General features: G+C 61.8%; 22 protein-coding genes and 1 pseudogene. 12 read left to right on the forward strand and 11 right to left on the reverse strand.

Annotated features, from left to right (window positions below):
- Positions 1-66 precede the first annotated feature (66 nt).
- The 5 genes from QM801_RS03640 (at position 67) to QM801_RS03660 (ending at position 6,005) form a co-directional block, all read left to right on the forward strand.
- Positions 67-1,482, forward strand: coding sequence for an LLM class flavin-dependent oxidoreductase (locus tag QM801_RS03640; RefSeq protein ID WP_415017852.1), 1,416 nt, complete (start codon positions 67-69; stop codon positions 1,480-1,482).
- A gap of 129 nt (positions 1,483-1,611) precedes the next feature.
- The gene (locus QM801_RS03645) at positions 1,612-2,124 is read left to right on the forward strand and encodes a flavin reductase family protein (RefSeq protein ID WP_415017853.1); all 513 of its coding nucleotides are present in this window, start codon (positions 1,612-1,614) and stop codon (positions 2,122-2,124) included.
- Positions 2,125-2,144: 20 nt separating this feature from the next.
- A complete protein-coding gene (locus QM801_RS03650) occupies positions 2,145-3,395 on the forward strand; it encodes an SfnB family sulfur acquisition oxidoreductase (RefSeq protein ID WP_415017854.1) in 1,251 nt (416 codons plus the stop codon).
- Positions 3,396-3,405: 10 nt separating this feature from the next.
- Positions 3,406-4,617, forward strand: a complete 1,212-nt coding sequence (locus tag QM801_RS03655; protein WP_415017855.1) for an SfnB family sulfur acquisition oxidoreductase — start codon at positions 3,406-3,408, stop codon at positions 4,615-4,617.
- 8 nt (positions 4,618-4,625) lie between these two features.
- Positions 4,626-6,005 (forward strand): LLM class flavin-dependent oxidoreductase, encoded by a 1,380-nt coding sequence (locus tag QM801_RS03660; RefSeq protein ID WP_415017856.1) that lies wholly within the window; start codon positions 4,626-4,628, stop codon positions 6,003-6,005.
- Positions 6,006-6,009: 4 nt separating this feature from the next.
- Here the strand turns inward: QM801_RS03660 and QM801_RS03665 are convergent, their stop codons facing one another.
- From QM801_RS03665 to QM801_RS03690, 6 genes are all read right to left on the reverse strand, one after another.
- The gene (locus QM801_RS03665) at positions 6,010-6,219 is read right to left on the reverse strand and encodes a hypothetical protein (RefSeq protein ID WP_415017857.1); all 210 of its coding nucleotides are present in this window, start codon (positions 6,217-6,219) and stop codon (positions 6,010-6,012) included.
- A gap of 358 nt (positions 6,220-6,577) precedes the next feature.
- Positions 6,578-7,375 (reverse strand): TIM barrel protein, encoded by a 798-nt coding sequence (locus QM801_RS03670; RefSeq protein WP_415017858.1) that lies wholly within the window; start codon positions 7,373-7,375, stop codon positions 6,578-6,580.
- A gap of 21 nt (positions 7,376-7,396) precedes the next feature.
- Positions 7,397-8,479 carry an ABC transporter permease gene (locus QM801_RS03675; RefSeq protein WP_415017859.1) on the reverse strand — a complete coding sequence of 361 codons (1,083 nt, stop codon included), beginning with the start codon at positions 8,477-8,479 and terminating at the stop codon, positions 7,397-7,399.
- Between the two features lie 21 nt (positions 8,480-8,500).
- Complete coding sequence (locus QM801_RS03680) at positions 8,501-10,039, reverse strand: sugar ABC transporter ATP-binding protein (protein WP_415017860.1); 1,539 nt, start codon at positions 10,037-10,039, stop codon at positions 8,501-8,503.
- A gap of 78 nt (positions 10,040-10,117) precedes the next feature.
- Positions 10,118-11,056, reverse strand: coding sequence for a substrate-binding domain-containing protein (locus QM801_RS03685; protein ID WP_415017861.1), 939 nt, complete (start codon positions 11,054-11,056; stop codon positions 10,118-10,120).
- Positions 11,057-11,383: 327 nt separating this feature from the next.
- Positions 11,384-12,391, reverse strand: coding sequence for a LacI family DNA-binding transcriptional regulator (locus tag QM801_RS03690; RefSeq protein ID WP_415017862.1), 1,008 nt, complete (start codon positions 12,389-12,391; stop codon positions 11,384-11,386).
- A 133-nt stretch (positions 12,392-12,524) separates the two neighbouring features.
- Here QM801_RS03690 and QM801_RS03695 point away from each other — a divergent pair, with 133 nt between their 5' ends.
- The 4 genes from QM801_RS03695 to iolG are packed head-to-tail and all read left to right on the forward strand — an operon-like array spanning position 12,525 to position 15,819.
- Entirely contained in the window at positions 12,525-13,640 is a 1,116-nt protein-coding gene (locus tag QM801_RS03695) for a fatty acid desaturase family protein (protein ID WP_415017863.1), read from the forward strand.
- An 11-nt stretch (positions 13,641-13,651) separates the two neighbouring features.
- Positions 13,652-13,963, forward strand: a complete 312-nt coding sequence (locus QM801_RS03700) for a MocE family 2Fe-2S type ferredoxin (RefSeq protein ID WP_415017864.1) — start codon at positions 13,652-13,654, stop codon at positions 13,961-13,963.
- 10 nt (positions 13,964-13,973) lie between these two features.
- Complete coding sequence (locus tag QM801_RS03705) at positions 13,974-14,780, forward strand: 3-methyl-2-oxobutanoate hydroxymethyltransferase (protein ID WP_415017865.1); 807 nt, start codon at positions 13,974-13,976, stop codon at positions 14,778-14,780.
- Between the two features lie 49 nt (positions 14,781-14,829).
- A complete protein-coding gene (iolG, locus tag QM801_RS03710) occupies positions 14,830-15,819 on the forward strand; it encodes an inositol 2-dehydrogenase (protein ID WP_415017866.1) in 990 nt (329 codons plus the stop codon).
- A 241-nt stretch (positions 15,820-16,060) separates the two neighbouring features.
- On the opposite strand, the gene QM801_RS03715 is transcribed toward iolG, so the two are convergent.
- Complete coding sequence (locus QM801_RS03715; protein ID WP_415017867.1) at positions 16,061-16,336, reverse strand: hypothetical protein; 276 nt, start codon at positions 16,334-16,336, stop codon at positions 16,061-16,063.
- Between the two features lie 156 nt (positions 16,337-16,492).
- Here QM801_RS03715 and QM801_RS03720 point away from each other — a divergent pair, with 156 nt between their 5' ends.
- The 3 genes from QM801_RS03720 to QM801_RS03730 are packed head-to-tail and all read left to right on the forward strand — an operon-like array spanning position 16,493 to position 19,891.
- Entirely contained in the window at positions 16,493-17,305 is an 813-nt protein-coding gene (locus QM801_RS03720; protein WP_415017868.1) for a BtpA/SgcQ family protein, read from the forward strand.
- Position 17,306: 1 nt separating this feature from the next.
- The gene (locus QM801_RS03725) at positions 17,307-18,410 is read left to right on the forward strand and encodes a M20/M25/M40 family metallo-hydrolase (protein ID WP_415017869.1); all 1,104 of its coding nucleotides are present in this window, start codon (positions 17,307-17,309) and stop codon (positions 18,408-18,410) included.
- Complete coding sequence (locus QM801_RS03730; RefSeq protein ID WP_415017870.1) at positions 18,407-19,891, forward strand: FGGY-family carbohydrate kinase; 1,485 nt, start codon at positions 18,407-18,409, stop codon at positions 19,889-19,891. The genes QM801_RS03725 and QM801_RS03730 overlap by 4 nt, the downstream gene beginning before the upstream one ends.
- Before the next feature lie 77 nt (positions 19,892-19,968).
- On the opposite strand, the pseudogene QM801_RS03735 reads toward QM801_RS03730, so the two are convergent.
- From QM801_RS03735 to QM801_RS03750, 4 genes and pseudogenes are all read right to left on the reverse strand, one after another.
- Positions 19,969-20,839 (reverse strand): annotated as a pseudogene (locus QM801_RS03735) (carbohydrate ABC transporter permease).
- Between the two features lie 3 nt (positions 20,840-20,842).
- Positions 20,843-21,955, reverse strand: coding sequence for a carbohydrate ABC transporter permease (locus tag QM801_RS03740; protein ID WP_415017871.1), 1,113 nt, complete (start codon positions 21,953-21,955; stop codon positions 20,843-20,845).
- A gap of 72 nt (positions 21,956-22,027) precedes the next feature.
- The gene (locus QM801_RS03745) at positions 22,028-23,674 is read right to left on the reverse strand and encodes a sugar ABC transporter substrate-binding protein (protein ID WP_415017872.1); all 1,647 of its coding nucleotides are present in this window, start codon (positions 23,672-23,674) and stop codon (positions 22,028-22,030) included.
- A 212-nt stretch (positions 23,675-23,886) separates the two neighbouring features.
- Positions 23,887-24,948, reverse strand: a complete 1,062-nt coding sequence (locus QM801_RS03750; protein WP_415017873.1) for an ABC transporter ATP-binding protein — start codon at positions 24,946-24,948, stop codon at positions 23,887-23,889.
- Between the last annotated feature and the right edge of the window lie 86 nt (positions 24,949-25,034).

The raw sequence follows: 25,034 nt of genomic DNA on the forward strand, positions 1-25,034 counted from the left end.
CTGCCTAGGGTGCCGGGGCGGGGAACCATACGATACGGCCATTCCAATCCAAGCCGGAAGAGTCCCATGGCCCGTGAAATCCGATTCAATGCCTTCGACATGAACTGTGTCGGCCACCAGTCACCGGGCCTATGGGCGCACCCGCGCGACAAGTCCTGGAAGTACAAGGATCTGGACTACTGGCAGGATCTGGCACGCACCCTTGAGAAGGGCATCTTCGACGGCATCTTCATTGCCGACGTGATCGGCTACTACGACGTCTACAAAGGCTCGAACTATCACGCCATCCAGCAGGCGGCCCAGATCCCGGTGAATGATCCGATCCAGCTGGCAGCACCCATTGCGCTCGCGACGGAGCACCTCGGCATCGGCATCACCGCTTCCACCTCATTCGAGCACCCCTATACCTTTGCCCGCCGCATCGCCACCGCCGACCACCACAGCAAGGGCCGCGTGGGCTGGAACATCGTGACCTCCTATCTCGAAAGCGGTGCCAAGAACGTGGGCGAAGCGGGCCTGCGCCGCCACGACAACCGCTACGACGTCGCCGCCGAATACGTTGAGGTTCTCTACAAGCTGCTGGAGGGCAGCTGGGAGGAGGGTGCCGTGGTGCGCGACCGCGACAGCCGTATCTTCACCCTTCCGGAAAAGGTCCATGAGATCGGCCACAAGGGCAAGTACTTCACCGTGCCGGGCTACCAGCTCACCGAACCTTCACCGCAGCGGACACCGGTTCTCTATCAGGCCGGCGCCTCGGGCCCCGGCAAAGATTTCGCCGCCCGTCATGCCGAATGCGTCTTCGTGGCAGCCCCCACCAAGTCAGTTCTCAAGGCCTATGTGAAGGATATCCGCGAGCGCGCCGCGCGGGCCGGCCGCGATCCCCGCAAAATCTACATCTATCAGCTCCTGACGGTCATCACCGCCGCAACCGAAGCCAAGGCACAGGCGAAGTTCGCGGACTATCAGAAGTACTTCTCCTACGATGGCGCTCTTGTCTTCATGTCCGGGTGGAGCGGCGTGGACTTCGGGCAATATGCCCCCACGGATCTGGTGAAGAAGGTGGAGACCAACGCCGTTGTCTCCGTGATCGAGCATCTCACGGGTGATGACAAATCATGGACCATCGAGGAACTGGCAAAGTTTGGCGGCATCGGCGGGCTGGGGCCGGTCTTCGTGGGGTCGCCGGAGAACATCGCCGACACCCTTCAGGAATGGGTTGAGGATACCGACGTGGACGGCTTCAACCTGGCCTATGCCGTGACGCCCGAGACCTTCGAGGATGTCGTTCACTACATCGTACCGGAACTGCAGAAGCGGGGCGCTTATCCCAAGGCCTACAGGCCAGGCACATTGCGAGAGAAGCTCTTCGGCGAGGGACCGCATCTCAAAGCACCCCATCCGGCGGCGCAGTACAGGGACATCGAGGCGGTGAAGCGCCGGGAGGCATCCCGCCCTGTGGCGCTCGCCGCCGCAGGTGAATGAGAGGCGCCGCCGCGACACGCGGGCGCCCTCGCTGGCCTGAGTTTTGTTTTTCCATCACTTCAAGATTTCTAGAAATCGCACGGCACCGCACCGGGTTATGTTTCCGAACGCAGGTTAAGAGAAATCATCATGTCACAGAGTGCTCTATTGGCCGATACACGCTTCGAACCCACCCTCCGCGATGCAGCCCGCCATCTGACGGGCGGCGTCTCCGTCATCACCGCCGGCCGCGACGACAGCCTGACCGGGCTCACCGTCTCGACAGCCATATCCTTCTCCATCGAGCCTCCCATCATGCTGATCAGCGTGAACAAGAAGTCGTCCGGCTTCACCTCGATCCTGAAGAACGGGCACTTCTGCGTGAACATCCTTGCCTCCCACCAGCAGGATGTGGCGTGGCGCTTCAGCGGTGCCGACGGCATCAAGGGTCCTGACCGCTATCTCGGCCAATCCTGGACACGGCTGAAGACCGGCGCATTGGCGCTCGATGGCGCGCTTGCCAACATCGATTGCGAAGTCGACGACGTGGTCGAGCGCTACAGCCACGGCCTGTTCTTCGGCGCCGTCCGCGCGGTCCGCGTCAACGATACCACGTCGCCGCAGCTTGTCTACCTCCGCGGTTCCTACGGTTCCTATCCCTGAGACAGTGAAAGCACACCACCATGAATGTCCACGCTCCCGTTCTTGATTCCCCGGTCCAGTCCAAGCTCGCGCCGGAGATCAATCCCAATCCGAATGCGCACGTGATCACGTCAGACGCCGAAGCAATCGAGATTGCCCACCGGCTGGCGGAGAAGTTCAGGGCCGGTGCGGCGGAGCGCGACCGTGAACGTCGGCTGCCGGTGGCTGAACTGGAAGAATTCTCCGAAAGTGGGCTGTGGGGCATCACCGTTCCCAAGGAATATGGTGGCGCCGGTGTCTCCTATGCCACCGTGGCGGAAGTGATCAAGATCATCTCGGCGGCCGATCCCAATCTCGGGCAGCTGCCGCAGAATCATCTTGCCGGCCTCGATGCCATCCGCGTTTCAGCCAGCGAGGATCAGCGCAAGCTGTGGTTCGGCCGTGTGCTCAAGGGCTACCGCCTCGGTAACGCCTTCTCGGAAGCCAAGAGCAAGCACGTGGGTGCCTTCGAGACACGCCTGACCAAGGGCAAGGGCGGCTATCGCGTCAACGGCCAGAAGTTCTATGCCACGGGCGCGCTTTTTGCCCACTTCATCCACATTGGTGCCGTGGGGTACGACGGCAAAGTCTACCTCGCCATCGTGCCGCGGCATTCCAGGGGTCTCCAGATCGTCGACAACTGGTCGAGCTTCGGCCAGAAGACGACGGCGAGCGGCAATGTCATCATCAATGATGTGGAGGTGCCGCCGGAGGGCGTTATTCCCGCCTATCTCGGTGGCGAGAACCCCTCGTCGAACGGAGCTGTCTCGCAGATCATCCAGGCAGCCGTCGATGCCGGCATCGCCAAGGGTGCGCTGCAGGACACGGTGGATTTCGTTCGCACCCAGGTGCGGCCGTGGATCGATTCAGGCCAGGAACACGGCCACGAGGATGTCTTCACCATCGCGCAGATCGGCGATCTCGTGATCAAGGTGCATGCTGCCGAAGCTGTTCTTGAACAGGCGGGGCGCGACATTGACCGTATCGTCACGGCCCCCGATGACGCATCGGTCTCGGCTGTCGCCGTCAGCGTGGCGAAGGCGAAGGTTCTCACGACCGAGGCGGCAATTGCCGTCACCAACAAGCTCCATGAGCTGGGCGGCACGAAATCGACATTGGCCCAGTTCAACCTCGACCGCCACTGGCGCAACGCCCGCACCCACACGCTGCATGATCCCGTGCGCTGGAAGTTCTTCCATATCGGCAACTATGTGCTGAACGGCGTGACACCGCCGCGTCATCCCTGGAACTGAGGGCGAGGACATGGCTTTCGATGCTCCTCCCGTGCGCACGCGTGCGGCTGCCGTTCTGAAGTCGGACGAAGAGGTTCTGGCCGTCGCCCGGAAGGTAGCGGACGAACTGCGCAAGGGTGCCACCCGCCGCGATCAGGAGCGCAAGCTGCCGTATGAGGAGCTCGATCTTCTCTCCGACAGCGGCCTTCTCTCCATCACGGTTCCGAAGGAGTATGGCGGCCCGGATGTGCGTGCTGCCACGCTGGGCAATGTGATCGCCATTTTGGCCGCGGCAGACGGTTCCATCGGCCAGATCCCGCAGAACCATTTCTTCATGATCGAGGCCATCCGCGAGCAGGGCTCGCCCGAGCAGAAGCGTTTCTTCTTCGACCGCATCCTCAAGGGCGAGCGTATCGGCAATGCGCTGTCGGAGAAGGGCTCGAAAACGGCCCGCGACCACGATACCCGTGTTGAGCGGCAGGGTGACCGCTACGTCGTGAACGGCGCCAAGTTCTATTCCACCGGGGTTCTCTTCGCCCACTGGATTGCCGTGGTCGGCAATGACGGGGACGGCAAGAGCTGGCTCGCCTTCGTGTCACCCGATTCAAAGGGTGTGACGGTGAAGGACGACTGGAGCGGGTTTGGCCAGCGTGTGACGGGCTCGGGTAGCACCACCTTCGAGAACGTTAGCGTCGATCCCTTTGCGGTTCTCAATTTCGGTGCGCTGTTCGAAAGCCCAGGACCCATGGGGCCCCATGCCCAGATCATGCATGTCGGCATTCAGGCGGGCATTGCCCGCGGCGCGCTTGCGGAAGTGAAGGACTTCGTCGTGCGCCACGCGCGGCCGTGGAAGGACAGTGGCCTCGACCGGGCGGCGGACGAGCACTACCTGATCTCCGGCATCGGCGATCTCGAGATTCGTGTCGCGGCCAGCGATGCCCTCTTGTCCCGCGCCGGATCGTATGTGGACCATGCCATTGCTGCGCCTTCGGCAGAAACTGTGGCCGAGGCCTCGATCGCCGTGGCCGAAGCGAAGGCTCTCTCGACGGAGACTGCCCTTCATGTATCGAGCAAGCTGATCGAGTACGCCGGCTCTCGCGGCACGCTGCTGGAGCATGGCCTCGACCGCTTCTGGCGCAATGCGCGCACCCACTCTGTTCATGACCCGGTGCGGTGGAAATACCGTGCCATTGGCGACTATGTGCTGAACGGCATCAAGCCGCCGCGTCACGGCGCGATCTGATCCGGGCCATGGCACGGGAAATCCTGTTCAACGCCTTCGAGATGAACTGCGTTGTCCACCAATCGCCGGGTCTCTGGCGCCACCGGGATGACCGTTCGGCCGACTACAAGAAACTCTCCGCGTGGCTCGATCTTGCGAGAACGCTTGAGCGCGGCTTGTTCGATGCAGTGTTCATTGCCGACGTGCTGGGCATCTACGATGTCTATGGCGGCAGTCCTGCGGCTGCATTGGAACACGGAATCCAGGTCCCGGCCAACGATCCGTTGCTGCTCGTTCCTGCCATGGCAGCAGTGACCGAGCATCTGGGCTTCGGCGTCACGGTCAATCTCTCCTTTGAGCATCCCTTCACCCTGGCACGGCGCTTCAGCACGCTCGACCATCTCACGGGTGGCCGTGTGGGCTGGAACATCGTGACGGGTTATCTCGAGAGCGCCTCCAAGGCCTTCGGCGCCGAAACCCTCACGGATCACGACACGCGCTACGAGATTGCGGAAGAATACGTATCGCTGGTCTACAGGCTCTGGATGGAAAGCTGGCAGGAGGGCGCCGCCCGCTTTGACCGCGCAGGTTCGGTGGTCGTCGATCCGGGGAAGATCGAACGCATCCTGCATGACGGCAAGTATTTCCGGCTCAACGCCATTCATCTGTGCGAGCCCAGCCCGCAGCGCGTTCCCCTGATCTTCCAGGCCGGCACATCGCCCGCCGGGCGGGCGTTCGCGGGGCGGCATGCGGAAGGCATCTTCGTGTCAGGTCCCACGGCGGGCATTGTCCAGCGCCGGGTGCGCCAGTTGCGCGAGGAAGCGGAACGGCAGGGGCGGGGCGATGACGCGCTCCGCATCTTCTCGCTCGCCACCATCATCACCGATGAGACAGACGCCAAGGCGGTCAAAAAGGCGGCCGAATATGCGCGTCACGCCGATCCCACGGGCGCACTTGTTCTCGCATCGGGATGGACAGGCGTGAATTTTTCAGGTCTCGACCCGAGGTCGGAGGTGCAGGCTGTCGAGAACAACGCAGGCCGTTCGGCACTCGAAAACCTGACCCAGGCGGACCCTGAGCGGTCATGGACAGTCGAGGAAGTTGGGCGCCACCTGTCAATCGGTGGTGTGGGTCCTGTTTTCGTGGGTTCGCCGCAGCGTGTGGCTGATGCCCTTGAGGACTGGGTGGAGCAGACAGGAGTGGATGGTTTCAATCTGACCTTTGCAGTGCGGCCCGAAACCCATGAGTCGATTGTCGATCTGATCGTGCCCGAATTGCAGCGCCGCGGCCGGTACAAGACGTCCTATGCGCAAGGCACGTTGCGGCAGAAGCTGTTCGGTGCGGGAGCGCATCCCGATCCGCGCCATCCCGCGGGCAAGAACAGGGCAGGGCTTACCGCCCCGGCTTGATGGTTCAATCCTTCTTGGTCTTCCCCACGCGCCGGCTCCCGACATCGGCCTTCTCGTTGTCCTGCAACAGCCGATCGAGCATGAATTCGTGCCGTGTGCCGGTGAGTGGTTGTTGCGTGTCCGAGCGGCTATCGATGGGCAGACTGACCCGCTCCAGCCAGGCCAGGAAGCGGCCGTACCAGGATGTTTGTGCCTCTCCCATATGACCTGCCATCCACCGATCTGTTTGAGCAGGTCAGTCTTGAGCGACCGCACAGCACGGCTGAAGTGAGAAATTTCAAAGCCTCAGGTGAGCATTTGACGATTGGCTGGGGGACTAGGATTCGAACCTAGCGTTCAAACTGTTGTTTTTGTCGCAAAATTCTTCGCACAAGGAATTTGCTACACAGATTGCTACACACTCCGCGTTGCTCAACTCTTGCAGTCAACATGTGCAGCAGGAAACCGGCTGAGATGGCGAAAAGCGTTCATCCGCACCGCCCGCAACGTTCATCTGCAGCAGTTACTAGGGGTTACTGCAGACGATTTGCGAACGTAGTGTTGGCTGAATGCTGAATTGAACCCAGAGGGCTCTAACTCCTAAGCGAAGAGCTAATGTAATCCACGCTCGTCCTGAGTGCGGCAGCTGGGTTGGCAAGTGCCTGCACCTCTTCCGAAAACGGTTCAAAACTGAAGGGGCCCTTGTAACCGGCGGCGATGAGGGTCTTGATCTGCGCGATGTTGTCGAGGCGATCATGGCTGTCGATCAGCACGCGGTGAGCATCCAGCATGTCATTGACCGCCACTTCCGGATCGCTAACTCCAGAGATATGCACGAGCCCCGTCCTGTCGGGATAGAATTCCGTTTCCCCACCCAGATGATGGTGGAAGGTGTCGTGCACCAACTTGTAGGTTACCTCGCCGCCGGCCTCCTTGATAGCCGAAAGCGCTTCCGCCTTGGTGCGCATGGATGAAAAATGGAAGCCCAACGGCTCGACCAGACCGGTCAGTCCGTTCTCATCCAGAATGGGGCGGATGCCCTTGAGACCCGCCACGAGGCTTGCGCGCGGCACAGCCTTGCCTTCGTTGAGTGGGCACATCACCAGCGCCTTTGCGCCACAGGCTTTTGCATAGCGGGCGAGCTTGGTGGTCCGCTCTGCCATGTCTTCGGACCAGACATTGAACGGGTAAAGCGCATTGATGGTGATGATGGTGACGCCTGCCTTGGCAGCCGCATCGCGCACCGCTTCGGGCGGTGTGCCATCTGCGATAGCAGTGCCCTTCATGTCGTTGCGGATTTCCACCTCGCTGCAACCCAGTGATTTCGCCATGGTGAAGAACTGGGCCAGTGTCTGGCGGGGGGAGATGATGTGGTTCAGGGCAAAGCGCATGGGATATCCTTGGTTGGCCGCTCAGACTTTGCGGCGCTTGTTCTGGCGGTATTGGTCGATGATGACTGCGGCGACGATGATCAGGCCCTTCACGATTTCCTGGTAGTAGGCGCCGACCTTGAGGAAGGTGAAGCCGGACGTGACCACGCCAAGAATGATGGTACCGATGAATGTGCCGGTGATGCGTCCAACGCCGCCTGCAAGAGAGGTGCCGCCGATCACCGAAGCGGCGATGGCGTCAAGCTCGAACGCTACGCCCATGCCTGGCTGCGCCGATTGGGCGCGAGCGGCGAGCATCACGCCGGCCAAGCCTGAGAGAAGGCCCGCGATGGCATAGACCTTGATCAGATGCCTGCCGATGTTGATGCCCGAGACGCGCGCGGCCTGGGGGTTCGCGCCGATGGCATAGGTGAACTTGCCGTATCGCGTGTAAGCCAGCATCACGTGGCAGATGGCGGCGACGGCAACGAAGACGATGACGATGCGCGGTACCGGGAAACCACCCAACTCAAAACTCTGGCCGAACCAGGCGAAATCCTGATTGAGCAGGGCGACGGGCTGGCCCTGCGTGTACCATTTGGCGAGGCCGCGGGCTGAGACCATCATGCCGAGGGTGGCAATGAAGGGTGGAATTCCTGTTCTGGCGATGACGAGTCCATTGATCCATCCCAGGAAGGCGCCCAGCAGCACGCCGACGGCAATCGCCCACACCGGACTGGAATCGATGAACCAGCTCAGTCCGAATTCTGCGAACTCAGGCTGAAGAAACACCGCGCGGGCATTGGTGGAGGTCTGGGCGAAGCTTGCGGCCACCATGGCAATGAAGCCAACCATCGAGCCGGAGGACAGATCGACACCACCGGTGATGATCACTTGTGTCACACCGACGGCAATGATGCCGGTGATGGCCACCTGCAGCACGATGATCGAGAGGCGCTGCTTCGAGGCGAGGAAGCTTTCACCCACGAAAATCCAGCCGAGGACTTCGAAGGTGAGCGCGATGCCAGCCAGCACCAGCAGGATCGACACTTCGGGTGGCATGCGTTTCACCTTCTTCAGTCCTGTCTGAGAGGTGTTGCCCAGTTCGTTTTGTGTCGCCGACATTGCCTGCTCCTGCCCAGCGCTTCAGTGCGAAGCCAGTTCCATGATCTTCACCTGGTCTGCCTCCTTGCGGTCGAGGAAGCCGGTCACTCGGCCCTCGTGCAGCACCATGATGCGGTCGCTCATGCCCAGCACCTCCGGCATTTCGGAGGAGATCATGATGACCGCCACGCCTTGCCCGGCGAGATTTGAGATGAGCTTGTGGATTTCGGCCTTGGCGCCCACGTCAATGCCGCGCGTCGGCTCGTCGAGAATGAGAATCTTCGGATTGGTGAGAAGCCAGCGGCAGATCAGCACCTTCTGCTGGTTGCCGCCCGAAAGATTGATGATCGGCTCATGCATGTCGGGAGTGCGCACCCTCAGACGGTTGGCGATCTCCCGGGAATCCTTGCTGAGGCTGGCCTGTTGCACGAAACCCCAGTTCACGTAACGCCGTTGCAGCACTGCCATCTGCGTGTTGTCCTGGATGTCGAGCAGCAGGAAGCAGCCCGTTTCCTTGCGGTCCTCGGTCAGGAAGGCCATGCCATGTCGCATGGCAACCGCAGGCGCCGACATGTTCACAGGCTTGCCGTTGATGTGGATTGTCCCGGAACTTGCCGGCGTTACCCCGAAGATGGTTTCAGCCACGTTCGAGCGGCCGGAGCCGACGAGCCCCGCGAGCCCCAGGATTTCGCCCGCCCGGACGTCGAAGGAGACATCATGGAAAACGCCGTTCAGCGTCAGGTTCCTGACGGAAAGGACGACCTCGCCGATCGGCACCGTCTCCTTTGGGAACATCTGGGTGATCTCGCGGCCCACCATCATCCGGATGATGTCGTCGCGGGTGATCTCTGAGGACGGCCTTGTGGCAATGTATCTGCCGTCGCGGAACACTGATACCTCATCAGCGATCTCGAAAAGCTCGTTCATCTTGTGCGTGATGTAGATGATGCCTTTGCCCTCGGCTTTCAGCGACCGGATGATGGTGAAGAGGTGGGTCACTTCCTTTTCGGTGAGCGCCGACGTAGGCTCGTCCATGATGAGCACGTCGGAGTTGAACGATACGGCCTTGGCTATCTCGACCATCTGGCGGTTCGCAACCGAGAGCGTGCGGATTTCCGTTTCCGGATCGAGGTCGATGTCGAGGCGCCGGAACAGCGCTTCGGTCATCCGGTTCATCTCGCCGTGATTGATCAGGCCGAAGCGACCGGTGGGTTCGCGCCCGATCCAGATGTTCTCGGCGATGGTCATCGGAGCCATCAGGTTCAGTTCCTGATGGATCATGGCGATGCCATTCTGCAGGGCATCGAGGGGATTCTTGAGGCGGATCGGCTGGCCGCGCAGCTTGAAGGAGCCGGAGTCCGGCGTGTAGATGCCTGCCACGATCTTCATCAGCGTGGACTTGCCGGCGCCGTTCTCGCCCATGAGCGCATGAACCGTTCCGCGCTTCAGCTTGAGGTGAACATTGTCCAGCGCCACAACGCCGGGGAATTCCTTGCGGACATTTTCGACTTCGAGGAGATATTCCGATCCGGGCACAGCGCCGCTTTCCCGCACAGCTTGCATGGTTGTCGGACTAACCATTCTGCATCCCCGTTGCCCTGTTACTGATAGAAAAGATGCGCCACCCAGGAGAGTGGCGCATCCATGGTCAACTGTCGATCAGTTCTTGTTGATGAAGTTGTCCATATTCGCAGGCGTCACGAGCTGGAAGGGGATCCAGACCTTGGCATCCACCTTGTCGCCCTTGGCGAGCTTGATGGCGGCATCAACTGCGCCCGAACCTTGGCCGAAGGCATCCTGGAACACCGTGACGTCGAGGTCACCGGCCTTCATGTAGGAGAGGGCTTCCTGGGTGGCGTCGATGCCGCCCACGATCACGCTCTTCATGTCCCAGCCGGCGGCCTTCATGGCGTTGATGGCACCGATCGCCATGTTGTCGTTGTTGGCGATGACGGCGTCAGGCTTATGGCCGGCGGCGATCCAGTTGGTCATCAGATCCTGTGCCTTGACCGGATCCCACACGGCGGTCTGTTCGTCGAGGACATTGAGCTTCACGCCGCAGTCGGGTCCGGCAGCCACGTCATGGATATCCTTGGTGCGCTGCACGGCGGCCTGGTTGGCGAGGTCGCCCACGATGATGAGGATGTTGGCTTCAGCCTTGCCCGCTTCCTTGAGAAGACGGCAGACTTCCTTCGTTTCGAGCGTGCCGGAGTCGACTTCGTTCGAGGCGACGAAGGCACCCTTCGGGCCAAGCGCGTCAACGTCGGCCGGCTGACGGTTCACGTAGACGATCGGAATGCCAGCATCGTTGGCCAGCTTGGTCATGGGCGCCGTGGCCGAGGTGTCGACGGCGTTCACGATCACGGCGTCAACCTTGGCGGCGATGAAGTTCTGGATCTGCGAGAGCTGCTTCGCTACGTCATCGTCGGCGATTTCGATCTGCACGGGCTGGCTGGCATCGCCGGCGGCCTTTTCAATGCCCTTGCGCAGGACAGTGAGGAAGGTGTCGGAGTTGGCCATCGACACGCCGATCGTTCCGGCGAAGGCGGTGCCCGACATCAGGGTTGCCATGGCGGCTGCGAGAAGAAACTTTTTCATTTTGGGCTCCTAGCTGACGGTGTCCGGCGCACCTGTTTGGTCCGGAAAGTCCCGGTGGGGACCAAGTCCATCTCCGCAGCGTTGTTCAGCAGGTCGCTAGGTAGCACTCAGGCGCAGGGCCGCCTGATGGTTCCTCCCAAGACCCGCCCGCGCTCTTGTGTTGGCACGTTGCGGAGTAATCTGAGCCCGCTTTTGGAATGTTCATTCCACTGCGAGCATCGTTGGATAGAGTATTTCATAGGTGGCCAGAGTCAATTTGAATGACAGGCTGCTGATAGAAACCTATCACGATCTATCATGAACGGGCGGATCAGCCCCTGATAGGATTTACATGTTCTCGCTGATGAAAATGTTGGCCGGAACCAGAACTTGTGGGGGAATGGCGCGGCTCTCGTCACAGGCTGCGATCATGTATTGCACCAGCTTGGTGGCAAGCGTTGTGGTCGGTGTATCCAGAACCATATCCAGTGTACCGTCTGTCAACGCGGCTTTCGTGTCAGCGGTCAGTTCGTTGCACACGGTGACGATCTTGCCCGCCTTGCCTTCGTCCCGAAGGGCCGAGATCAGGCCTTCCCGCCCACCACCACAATCATAGATCGCCACGAGGTCACCATGGGCTTGCAGCAGATCGATGACCGTTTCATAGGCAATCTTGGGATCGTCGAGAATGAAGTTCGGCTCAAGCAATTGCAATCCGGGCGCGTGCTCGCGCATGAAACTGCGGAAGCTGATCTCGGTCAATTCCTGGCTGAGGTAACGGTGGCTGCCGACAAGAATGGCGACCTTGCCCGGATTCTTCACCAGCCGTGTAACAAACCAGGCAGCTGTGCGGCCGGCACGGCGTGAATCCACAGCCAGATAGGCCTTTCTGGCCGGAGTGGAGACGTCGCTCAACAGAGTGAAGACGGGCTTGCCCTTGGCGCTGATATTTTCAATGGCTTGGGCGACAGCCGGGTGATCAACGGCGACTACAGCGAGAGCGTCGCAGTTTCGTTCCATGGCGTAAAGACTGTCGGCGATGCGCCTGGGCACCAACTCTTCGCTGAATTCGACAATGGCTTTGCCGGCGATCTCGTGAGCGCCCGTCGTCGCTTTGACGAGATCAGCGCCGAAGCGAGTGTAAAAGGGATCCTGCCGCTTCTGAAGCAAGAATCCCAATCGACGCAGCGGCACTTCGGTGAGCCTTCGCTTCAACAATCCCGTCGCATGGAATCCGATCGCCTCGGCAGCGTCAACGACCCGTTGAGTGGTGTCGCTGTTGACGGGGAGTTTGCGGTTGATCACCCGGTCAACAGTGGCGATCGAAACGCCTGCGGCCTTGGCAAGGTCGGTCATGGTCGGACGCTTCACCATCACAACTGGCCATCTCGCTTGATTGAAAATGATAGGTCTTGAGAGAACATATCATATCTTCGTTGCCGCCCTAAAACAACGGTTCTATTTCTCTCAGCAATAGGAGGAACGTTCCATGAGCCTTGCAGACGCGACGCCACGCTACGGACACCGCGACTATTCCATGCTGGGCGAGGAAGCGCGGGATGCCGAGCGCCGCGGGCTCAAATCTGCGGAGTGGTATCACACGGAAATCTCCCGCAAGGAGATGAAGGAGTTGATGAAGCGCTCCAACGGTCCGGCCATTCGCGACACCATCATCTGGCTTGGCCTCATGATCGTCTTTGCAGGCCTCGCCATATGGCTCTGGCCATCCTGGTGGGCAGCACTCCCTCTCGCCGCCTATGGCGTTCTCTACGGCTCCGCCACGGATTCCCGCTGGCATGAGTGCAGCCACGGCACGGCCTTCAAGACTCCCTGGATGAATGACGTGGTCTACCAGATCGCCTGCTTCATGATCATGCGCAATCCCACCCGCTGGCGCTGGAGCCATACGCGCCATCACACCGACACCCTGATCGTGGGCCTCGATCCCGAGATCGCGGTGATGCGCCCGCCGGTTCTGCTGAAGGTCATCCTGGCCTTTGTCGGGGTGCTCGATGTCTGGTACGCGATGAAGACCATGGTGATGAACACGTTCGGGCTGATTTCGGCGGACGAGAAGAGCTTCATCCCAGAAATGGAATGGCCGAAGGTGATCCTTGCGGCGCGCATCTGGTTCCTGATCTACGCTGCTACCATTGCTCTCGCTCTGTATCTGAATTCCTGGCTGCCGGTCGTGCTTGTGGGGCTGCCACGCATCTATGGTGCCTGGCATCATGTTCTTACCGGATTGATGCAGCACGGGGGGCTTGCCGACAACGTGCTGGACCACCGGATGAACTCGCGAACCGTCTACATCAATCCGATTTCGCGCTTCATCTACTGGAACATGAACTACCACGTGGAGCATCACATGTTCCCGATGGTGCCCTATCACGCGCTGCCGAAGCTTCATGCCATGATCAAGCATGACCTGCCGGCGCCGACGCCCTCCATGTGGGCCTGCTACCGTGAAATGATCCCGGCCTGGGCACGGCAGTTCCGCGGCGAAGACTATTTCCTAGTGCGTGACCTCCCGGCGACAGCCAAACCCTATAGGCCAGAGCTTCACGGGCAGGCGCCTGACCTTGCCCCGGCCGCAGCAGATTGACGGAGAAGAACATGGGAACCTGGGTAGACGCCTGCGCGACCGACGACATCGAGACCGAGGACGTGATCCGCTTTGATCACGCGGGCAGGACCTTCGCCATCTATCGATCGCCTGACGATACGTTCCACGCGACGGATGGCCTCTGCACGCACGAGAAGATCCATCTCGCCGATGGCCTTGTCATGGATGACATCATCGAATGCCCGAAACACAACGGCCGCTTCAACTACAAGAGCGGTGCGGCAATGGGCGCCCCCGTCTGCGTCAATCTCAAGAGCTATCCGGTCAAGGTCGAAGCCGGCCGGGTCATGATCGAAATCTGAGGGTACAGTCATGGCAAAGAAGCGTCCAACCGTTGCCGATGTTCGCGCCAACAAGGGCAAGATCCAGTACACCATGATGCGGGTGGAGAGCTGGGAGGAGATTATTGCAGCTGAGGCCGCCGGGATCGACATGGTCTCGGTTCCACCTGAGAAGCTGTGTGACCCGCAGTTCCGGAGCGTGGCCCCGTCGCTCTTCGCAGTGCCGGGCATGGCCCTTTATTCCGCCCCGGCAGCAACGGACGACTACCTGCGCTGGGCCTTCAAAATGATGGAGGCGGGTGCCGATGCCGTTTACTGCGCAGCCTCGTTCGACACGGTTGAACGCATGGCGAAGGAGAGCATTCCCGTCATCGGTCACGTCGGCCTCATTCCGCATTTCTGCACCTGGACAGGCGGCTTCAAGGCCGTGGGAAAGACGGCCGAGAGCGCCATGCACGTCTACGAGCGCTGCAAGCGTTATGAAGAGGTCGGCGCATTTGGTGTTGAGATCGAAGTCGTTCCGCCGGAGGTGACGGCGGAGATCGCCAAGCGCACAAATCTCTTCCTCGTGTCCATGGGGGGCGGAGCAGGGGGCGACTGCCAGTATCTCTTCGCCTGCGATGTTCTCGGCACCAACACGGGCCATGTTCCGCGGCATTCGAAAGTCTATGCCAATCTTGCCGCGGAATACGCCCGCATCCAGCAGATGCGCGTCGAGGCCTTCAAGCACTTTGTGAAGGATGTTCAGACGGGAAGCTACCCGGCAGAGCAATATCTCGTTTCGGCACCCAAGGCCGAGATGGAAGCCTTCCGGAAGATGATGTCCTCGAAATCATAACCGCCTCCCGCTGCGGGACGCTTCAAAACTCAAGAACAGGAAACGATCGATGATCAAGTTTGGTGTGATTGGCGCAGGGCGCATCGGCAAGGTGCATGCGGCCACGATTGCCGCGAACCCCAAGGCGAAGCTCGCCTACATCGCAGACGCCATGCCCAAGGCGGCGGAAGAGCTTGCCGCGAAGCATGGCGCGAAGGTTGCGAGCGTCGACGAGATCATGAAAGCCAAGGACGTGGATGCGGTGCTGATCGGCTCGCCCACCGGCTTCCATGCTGAACAGATCCAGGCCGCCTCCAACGCCGGCAAGTCGATCATGTGCGAGAAGCCCGTGTCGCTCTCGGTCGATCTCATCCACCAGACGCTGAAGGTGGTGGAGAAGAACAAGTCCACCCTGATGATCGGCTTCAACCGCCGCTTCGACCCGAACTTCGCCGAACTGGAACGCCGCATCCGCGCCGGTGCCGTGGGTGAGGTCGAACTCGTGACGGTGATCAGCCGCGATCCCGCCCCGCCGCCCGCCGAATACGTGAAGGGCTCGGGCGGCCTCTTCCGCGACATGATGATCCACGACTTCGACATGGCCCGCTTCCTGATGGGTGAGGAGTTCGTGGTTGTGAATGCGCTCGGTTCGGCACTTGTCGACAAGGCGATCGGCGAAGCGGGCGACGTCGATACCGCTGCGGTTCAAATGCAGACCAAGTCCGGCCGCATCGCCGTCATCACCAACTCGCGCCGCGCCACCTACGGCTACGACCAGCGCATGGAAGTGCACGGGAGCAAAGGCATGCTCTCAGCCCGCAACATCCACAACACCACGGTGGAACTGCACAACGGGCAGGGGACGCAGGCCGACCCGATCCAGAACTTCTTCCTTGAGCGCTACGGCCAGGCCTATGCCAACGAGCTCAACACCTTCATCGCGGCGGTCGAATCCGGCAACCGTGATCCCAAGCCCAACGGCTTCGACGGTTTGCAGGCGCAGATCCTCGCCGATGCCGCCACCGAAAGCTGGAAGACCGGCAAACCCGTGAAGGTGTGATGAATTGAGCCTCGGCGGCGGTGAAGTTCAATCACCAAAGCGCGGGAATGCCTGAGTAGCGCTTGTCACCACGAAGGGCGGAGTCTTGCCTTTGGTTGCAGGCGGCCTTGGTCTCCTTCCCCAGCAGGGAATAATGGCGAAAGGTCGGGCTGCAGCGGCGTCAGTCAGGCTCATCGTTTCGGTGCTCCGGGTCATGCACCCGAGGGATATTGCGGCCCGGCGTGCACGTCGATTCCGCAGTTTATTGCCAGAACATCAGGCGGCGGAAGAATCCCTTGGGCCTGCTTTCGACGATGCGGTCCTGCAGTTCATCGGCGCCTGCCTCATCGGGATCAGGGTGCCGGCCGGTCGCGCCCTCGTGCAGGAGCTCGGTTGCGACCGCGTGCTTGTCCTCGTTTTCTTCCGGCATGGGCGAGGTCTCCTCATCCGCGACGAGTGTTGCCGTGGACTTTCCCGGCGCCTGCCTGCGGGCGGATTTCGCGAATTGCGCCAATGCCTCGGGACGCTGCTTGCTCATGGTGATCTCCTCTCGCACCGGTGGGGCTCTCTGCCCTGCCTGCTGCAGAACGCGGTCTCTGCCGCGCAGGTTCCGGGCCTCATCCGCGCCCGCTTGATCTTGCCGCCAATACCCGATTTGATGCCGTCAAAATCAGAAACGCCATGGGAGCAGGGAATGTCCGGCAAGTTCGGAAAGATCTTCAAGACGCGGAAGCCGGTCATCGCCATGGTGCATTTCGGCGCCCTTCCGGGGGCCCCACTCCATGATGCCGATGCGGGGCTTGAAGGCCTACTCGAAGGCGTGCGCAACGATCTGAAGGCCCTGCAGGAGGCGGGCGTCGATGCCGTGATGTTCGGCAACGAGAACGACCGGCCCTACGAGTTCAAGGTCGATGCGGCCTCCACCGCCACCATGGCCTACATCATCGGCCAGGTGCGCCATGAAATCACCGTGCCTTTCGGCGTCAACGTGCTGTGGGACCCGATGGCAACCATGGCGCTGGCCGCAGCGACGGGTGCCGTCTTCGCCCGCGAGATATTCACCGGCACCCATGCCTCCGACATGGGCATGTGGCTCCCCGATGCCGGTGCCGCCATGCGCTACCGCGACAGGTTGGGCCGGAGGGACCTCGCCCTCATGTACAACATCTCGGCGGAGTTCGCTTGGTCGCTGGACCAGCGCAGCCTGCCGGACCGCGCCCGCAGCGCGGTGTTCTCGTCGATTCCCGATGCCATTCTCGTCTCCGGCGTGATCACCGGCGAGGCCGCGGCCCTTTCCGATCTTGAGGCGGTGAAGCGCGTGGTGCCGGATGTGCCGGTGCTGGCCAATACCGGCGTGAAGCATGCCACCGTCGCCGACGTGCTGAAGATTGCCGATGGCTGCGTGGTGGGCTCCTCCCTGAAGGTCGACGGCAACACCTGGAACCCGGTTGATCCGGCGCGGGCCAGGGATTTCATGGACAAGGCCCGCAAGGCACGGGGTGACTGAGATGCAGGACCGGCTCAAGACCTGGACTAAGGCGCTGATGATGATCCCCGGCCTCTCGGGCTTCGAGGGCAATGTACGGCGTGCCATCCGCAAGGAGCTCGATGGCTACGGCATCGCCAGCAGCACCGACATGCTGGGGAACCTCATCGCCACGCTCGAGGGCGACAAGCGTCTGCCCTCGGTGATGCTCATCGCCCACATGGACCAGCTCGGCCTCATCGTCCGCAAGATCGAGGTGTCGGGCCTGATCCGCGCGGAACGGGTGGGCGGCGTGCCGGAGCGTGCGCTTGCAGCGCAGGAGGTGGTGTTCTGTATCGGAAATGGCCGCACGCTGCCCGGCGTCATCGCCAACAAGAGCCATCACGCCACGACGCCCGAAGAGAAGTACCGCGTCGTGCCCTACCAGGAACTCTACATCGACGGCGGCTTTGAGAGTGCTGCCGACGCGGTGGCCGCCGGCATCACCGTGGGCACGCCCATCGTCTATGCGCCCAATGTGGTGGAGTTGGCAGGTGGCCGGCTGGGCGGCACCTCGGTCGATGACCGCGCCGCCTGCGCCGTCATGCTTGAGGTGGCGAAGCAGGCGAAGGGAATGAAAGGCCTGCCCACCCTTCATCTGGTGTTCTCCGTGCTGGAGGAGTTCAACCTGCGTGGCGCCGTCACGGCAGCGCAAATGCTGCAGCCCGACATCTGCATCCAGCTCGACCTGGCGCTCGCCACCGATACGCCCGACATGGGCCACCGCGGCGATGTGCGGCTGGGCGGCGGGCCGGTGATGAGCCTGTTCAGCTTCCATGGCCGCGGCACGCTTAATGGCTGCATTCCCCATCCGGCGCTTGTGGCGTTGATGCAGGGGGCTGCCGATGCCAAGGGCATTCCGCTGCAACGCTCGGCCCACATCGGGGCGCTCACCGAAACCTCTTATGTGCAACTGGTCGGCAAGGGGGTGGCGTCAATCGATATGGGTTTCCCCGCCCGCTACACCCACTCGGCGCTGGAAGTCTGCGACCTTGCCGACCTTGAAGCACTGACAAAGCTGTTGCTCGCCGCGCTGCAGCGGATCGACAACGGCTTCTCCCTCGACCGCGACCGCTACATCGAATGAAGCATTATCTCGGCGTCGACGTTGGCACCTACGAAACCAAGGGCGTGATCGTCACCGGTGAAGGGGTGATCGTCGCCCAGGCGGCGCGGCCGCACCAGATGATGGTGCCGCAACCTGGCTGGGCCGAGCACGATGCCGAGCGCGACTGGTGGGGCGATTTCGTCTTTGTCACCCGCCGGATGCTGGCGGAGAGCGGCATTGCTCCTTCCTCCATCGCAGCCATTGGCTGCAGCGCCATCGGGCCCTGCGTGCTGCCGGTCGACCGGGAGGGACGGCCGCTGATGAACGCCATCCTCTATGGCGTCGATACGCGGGCCACCGCCGAGATCGCCGAATTCAACGAAACCATCGGCGAAGACGTGATCATGCGGACATGCCGCAACGCGCTCTCGACCCAGGCGACGGGCCCCAAGATGCTCTGGCTGAAGCGCAACCGGCCGGAGATCTTTGCCCGCACCCACAAACTTCTCAATTCGACGTCGTACCTGAATTTCCGGCTGACAAGCGTCTATGCCGTCGATCACTATTCCGCTGGCAACTCTGCGCCCTATTACCTGCCGGAAAAGCTCGCTTGGAGCGATGAATTGGCACCCGGCACCATCCCGCTCTCGCTGATGCCCGATCTGCGCTGGACGACCGACGTGATCGGGCACGTGACGCCCGAGGCGGCGGCGGAGACGGGCCTTGCCGCCGGAACGCCGGTGATTGCCGGCACGATCGATGCTGCGGCGGAAGCCGTCAGCGTCGGCGTCACTTCGCCCGGGCAGATGATGGTGATGTACGGCTCCACCATCTTCATTATCGAGATCACCGCCGCCGCTGTGAGCGAACCCCGGCTCTGGTATGCGCCGTGGCTGTTTGAGGGACAGCACGCTGCCATGGCGGGCGTCTCGACGGCGGGCACACTCACACACTGGCTGCGGCGCATCATGGCCTCCGATCTCGCACCCGCCGATGCGATCCGCATCCTGAACGAGGAGGCGCAAACCTCGCCGCCAGGCGCCAACGGCCTCGTGGCGCTGCCCTATTTCTCCGGCGCCCTGACGCCGCTCTTCGATGCGGGCGCCAAGGGCGCGATCAGCGGCCTTGATCTGACCCATACCCGCGGGGATATTTTCCGGGCGGCACTTGAGGGCATCGCCCAGGCCACCCGCCACATCATCGAAACTTACGCCAGTGCGGGCCAGCCGCCGTGCGAAGTTTTCGCCGTGGGCGGTGGCACAAAGAGCCAGGTGTGGTCGCAGGCGACTTCGGACAGTTGCGGTTTCGTGCAGAAACTCCGGGAGAAAACCTGGGGAGCATCCTTCGGCGATGCCTTCCTTGCGGCGCTTGCCGTGGGTGACGTCTACCCTGGCGACATGGAGAAGTGGAACCCGGTGGTGAACGAGGTCGCGCCGGACCCCGCCACACGCGCCACCTACGACAGGCTCTATGCCCGCTTCCGTGGCACATATGAGGTCATCAAACCCCATCGTTCATAGGGGTGCCTTATTGCCCGTCTTTTCACGTCAAGTCGTTCAGATCGGTTGCTCACGTCAGGATAGCGTTACTGGCGAGACTATTTCACGGCACCCGTGGTCAGTCCCTTGACGATGTAGCGCTCGAGGAAGATGCCGATGACAATGAGTGGCAGGATCGCCGCCGACGAAAGCGCCGCCATGGACCACCAGGAGATGCCTTGGGAACCGGTCTGGCTCGCCACCATCACCGGGAGGGTCTTGGCATAGCTGCTGGTGAGCAGGGCGGCGAAGAAATACTCGTTCCAGCACAAGACCACCGAGAGGATGAAGGCCGCCACCATGCCGGGGAGTGCAATCGGCAGGATGATGCGCAGGAAGGCGCCCCAGGCGGAACAGCCGTCCACGAGGGCGGCCTGTTCCAGCTCCTGCGGGATCGTGTCGAACTGGTCCTTCATGATCCAGATGACGATGGGTAGCACCGAGAGGGTGTAGATGAGGATGAGGCCGATCATCGAGTTCGAGCAGCGCCAGTTCCTTGTAGAGAACGAGGAACGGCATGGCGAGTACGACCGGCGGCAGGATGAGCTGCGACAGGAAGAAGAAGGAGATGTCCTTGTTCTTCCAGATCATCCAGCGGTAGTTGAAGCGGCTGAGGCCGTAGGCTGCGGTGGAGCCGATGGCGAGTGCCAGGATCGAGGCGCCGACCGAAGCCTGGATCGAATTCCAGAAGCGCTTGATGAATTCCGCCCGCGGGGTGGATTCGGTGAAGATGGTATCGGGCGAAAGGCCGATCGCCCGCAAGCCCAGCCAGGCTGGCTTGTAGTCGACCCACGGAATGATGTGGCCGAGCTGCACGTCCTTCGCCACCTTGAAGGTGGTCGAGAAGGTCCAGAAGATCGGGAAGAGCGCAATCACCGTCCAGACAATCAGGGCGGCGTAGATCAGCGTGCGCTTGAGGACATGCGGCATGGCTCAGGTCACCCTCTGCATGTACTTGCTGGTGAACTTGAGGAGAAGCGCCAGGAAGACGATGATGATGATCAGGTAGACCTCGGCGATCATGGTGCCGTAGCCCACGGTGGAGCGGTCCTTGTAGACGCGGAAGATATAGCTCGAGACCGTGTCGGTGGCGCCGCCCGGTCCGCCCGAGGTGGTGTTGATGACGATGTCGGCGAGCTTCAGCTGGAAGATGATGCGGAGCACGATGGTGGTGACGCTGACCGGCAGCATAAGCGGGAAGGTGATCTGCCAGAAGCCCTGCCAGCCTGTGGCGCCGTCAACCCGTGCGGCCTCCTGCACCTCCTTCGAGAGAGCCTGCAACCCGGCCAGGATCATGATCATCATGAAGGGGATCCACACCCAGGCATCCATGAAGGCGATGGTGATCTTGGCGAGCCACGGCGAGGTGAGAAGCGAGGGATTTTCCCAGCCGAACCAGCGCAGCAGGTTTGTCACCGGTCCGAAGCGGAATTCCAGCATGGACTTGCCGATCATCCAGCTCACCGCCACGGGCGAGAGCATGAAGGGCAGCAGGAAAGCCACGCGGAAGAATTTCTGCGCCTTGATGTCGGCATTGAGCAGGAGCGCCAGTCCGAAGGCGATGGCATACTGCACCAGCACCGTCGCCACATAGAAGACCATGTTGAGGAGCGCGTTCCAGAAATACTCGTCCGCCATCAGCTGATAGAAATTGGCAAGGCCGTTGAAGGTGCGGCCCGAGGTGGAGGAGAGGTTCCACTCGCTGAAGGCGATGAAGAGGCCGAAGACCGTGGGAAAGATGACGAGCGCCACCGTGAAGAGCACGGCAGGCAAAATGAACAGCGCGCGCCAGCCGGCTTCGCCGTCGCGCAGCACGAGGCCCCAGCAGAGGGCGATGCTCCACAGCACATAGGCCACGAGAATGGGAAACCAGGTGGAGAAGCCGATGCCGATCACGCCGGCGACGGAAAGGATCTGGACGGCCGTCACCAGCACGAGGGCGGCAGTGGCGCCGCGGATGACAAGCTGCCCCGCCCTGCGGCGTTCGGGCGGAACATCGGCCGAGACGGCCTGATGGTCCGATGCGGCGGTGGCTGTCGTCGTCATGGGCGGGAAGTTGCCTTTTGGTCAGACAGAAAGGCCGGCAGGATCATCCCGCCGGCCTTCCAGATGGTCACGTTACAGGCCGAGCGAGGCCTTGTAGAGCTTGATCTGGTTGTCGCGGCCGAGCGAGTCGGTGCGCTTCTCCCAGGCGGCTGCGATCGCGTCGGCGCCTTCCTGCGCCTTCATCTTGCCGGCATAGATGTTGGCAAGAATGTCCTCGGCTTCCGAGTAGTACTGGAAGATGCCGGGGATGCGCGGTTCGATCGCCGCATTCGGATGGTTGTAGGAGTCGGCTTCCGACTTGAGGTACGAGGTGATGAAGGCCTCGTCGTAGCCGGCGCCAACCCACTCCGGAATGTTGAAGTGGCTCTGGCGATAGGGCTGGAAGCCCGACGGATAGGCCGCCATCCACAGCGAAATGTCCTTGCCGCCGAGATGAGCCGCAAGCGACCACGCCGCCTTCTGCTTCTTGGCGTCGGCATCGACGCGGGCCATCACGTAGATGCCCCAGCCGATGTAGGCCATGTTGGGCGCGAAGTTCGGGCCCGAACCGAGCTTTTCCCAGGCGGCGGTCTTGGAATTGTAGACGTCGTCCGAACCCGGCAGGATCGAGAAGGCGCAGGTGTCACCGATGACCGAACTGTCGTTCGTCTTGGCGTTCGAACCGATGTCACCCCACCAGGAGAGCATCGAGCCCGTGCCGGCGAGGAACTGCTGGAAGCCCGTGGTGCCGGGGTCGGCATTGAGCTGGTCGGCGGGTTCCGACGGCAGGCAGTCCAGCACGTCCTGGATGGCGCGCACCCAGGCCGGGTTGTTGACGCGCGGCTTCATGGTGTCCGGATCGAACAGGAAGGCCTTGTCGTCGGGATGCTTGGCGTATGCCGTGGCGCGGCTGCCGAGGAAGTAGAAGCCGAAGCCGCCCCAGCCCTTGCACGGATCAAGATAGCCGTAGAGATCCTGGCCGTTGAGCTTCTTGCCCTTGAGGAACTTGGTGACGGCGTTCACCTGCTGCCAGGTGGTGGGCACGGCCCAGGGCGTGTCGTTGCCCGCCTTCTTCCACTCGTCGGCAAGGCCGGCATCGGCGAAGACATCCGAGCGGTAGTTGAAGTTGTGGCAGTCGCCGTCGCAGGAGATGCGGTAGGTCTTGCCGTTCCAGGTGCCGACCGGGGCCTTGAGGTAACCCACATAGTCGTCCATGTCGATCTGCTTCTTCACCCAGTCGGGCATTTCCGACGCAAGGCCCTTGCCGCAGACGTCGCCTTCGAAGGGCGCACCCATTTCGATCACGTCGAAGTCCACCGTGCCGGTGGCGATCGATTGCTGCAGGCGGGCATTGTAGTCGGCCTGGGCAAGGTCGATCCAGTTGATGGTGGCGCCGGTGTAGTCGGCCCAGGCCTTCGACAGGCCGCGGAACAGCACGTTGTGGACGTTCTGGTTGTTGAGGCCCATGAAGGACAGCTCAACGCCCTTGAACTCGCCTTCCGTCACGTTCTCCTTCGTCGGGCCGAGGCACATCTCGCCCACCTTCTGCCAGTCGGCATCGGTCGGCTGTCCCGCCCCCACGCCCGGAATCTTCAGGATGGCGGCGCGCAGGTCATCTGCGGCAAAGGCGGTGCGCACGCTGAGCGGCGCTCCGCCGAAGGCTGCAAGTGCTGCAGCACCGGCGGCGCCCTTCAGCGCTCCGCGGCGGCTCACCATGAAATTGTAGAGATCGATCTTCATTTGCTTAGTCCTCCCAAAAGCGTTCGGTACATGTCCGGGCCATGTTCATGTCTGGCGCAAGCTCTGCCGTCGTGGCTGTGATGGACTGGTCTGGGTTGCGAACGCGCGCCCGACTATGCAACAGGCAAAAGCAAAGTCAACGCAAGCAGATGGCAATTTCGGGGAGAATTCGGGGAGAACTTGTCTTGCGTCGCAGCATGTGCGTCGCAGCATCATGTCAGGCGCTGGCCGCTCTCTGCATCGAAGAGATGCACCGATGAAAGAGTGGGCGACATGGGGAACATCTCCCCCGGCTTCACGGTGGCACGCTCGCGGAAAACGCCGACGATCTTCTCGTTGCCGAGGCGCGCGACGACTTGCGTCTCGGCACCCGTGGGCTCGACGACGGTGACCGGGAATGCGAGATCGCCACCGATCGAAAGATGCTCCGGGCGGATGCCATAGACGGCGGCACGGCCATCGCTTTCCGCAGGTGCAGAAGCAAGCGGCAGGCAAATGCCTTCCGCCGTTTCGAAGTGCGGCTTGGCCCCAGCCCGGATCACGCCCTTGAACATGTTCATGGCAGGCGAGCCGATGAAGCCAGCAACGAAGAGGTTGGCGGGCTTGTCGTAGAGATCGAGCGGCGAGCCCATCTGCTCGATCACGCCATCATGGAGCACGACGATCTTGTCGGCCATGGTCATCGCCTCCACCTGATCATGGGTGACGTAGACGGTGGTCGTCTTCAGGCGCTGGTGCAATTCCTTGATCTCGGCGCGCATCTGCACGCGGAGCTTGGCATCGAGGTTGGACAGCGGCTCGTCGAACAGGAACACCTGCGGTGCACGCACGATGGCGCGGCCCATGGCGACGCGCTGGCGCTGGCCGCCCGAAAGCTGGCGGGGATAGCGGTTGAGATAGGGAATGAGGTCGAGGATTTCCGCCGCCCGCTTCACCCGCTCCTCGATCTCGGGCTTCGGCGTGTTGCGGAGCTTGAGGGCAAAGCCCATGTTTTCCGCCACGGTCTTGTGGGGATAGAGCGCATAGGTCTGGAACACCATGGCGATGTCGCGGTCCTTGGGCGGAAGGCCGTTCACCACCCGGTCGCCGATGCGGATCTCGCCCCCGGTGATGTCTTCGAGCCCGGCAATCATGCGGAGCAGCGTGGACTTGCCGCAGCCCGAGGGACCCACGAGCGCCACGAACTCGCCATCGGAAATCGGAACGGTGACGCCGTGGATCACCTCCAGGTCGCCATAGGTCTTTCGTGCATTCCTGATTTCGACGGACGCCAAGCTCCCCTCCCTCTTCCTGCGCCTGGGCTCTTGCGGTCCGCGTGCAGGCGACGGAGACTAAGACAGGTTTTCGGACACGTCGAGTG

Source organism: Aestuariivirga sp. (genome assembly GCF_047600585.1).
GTDB lineage: Bacteria > Pseudomonadota > Alphaproteobacteria > Rhizobiales > Aestuariivirgaceae > Aestuariivirga.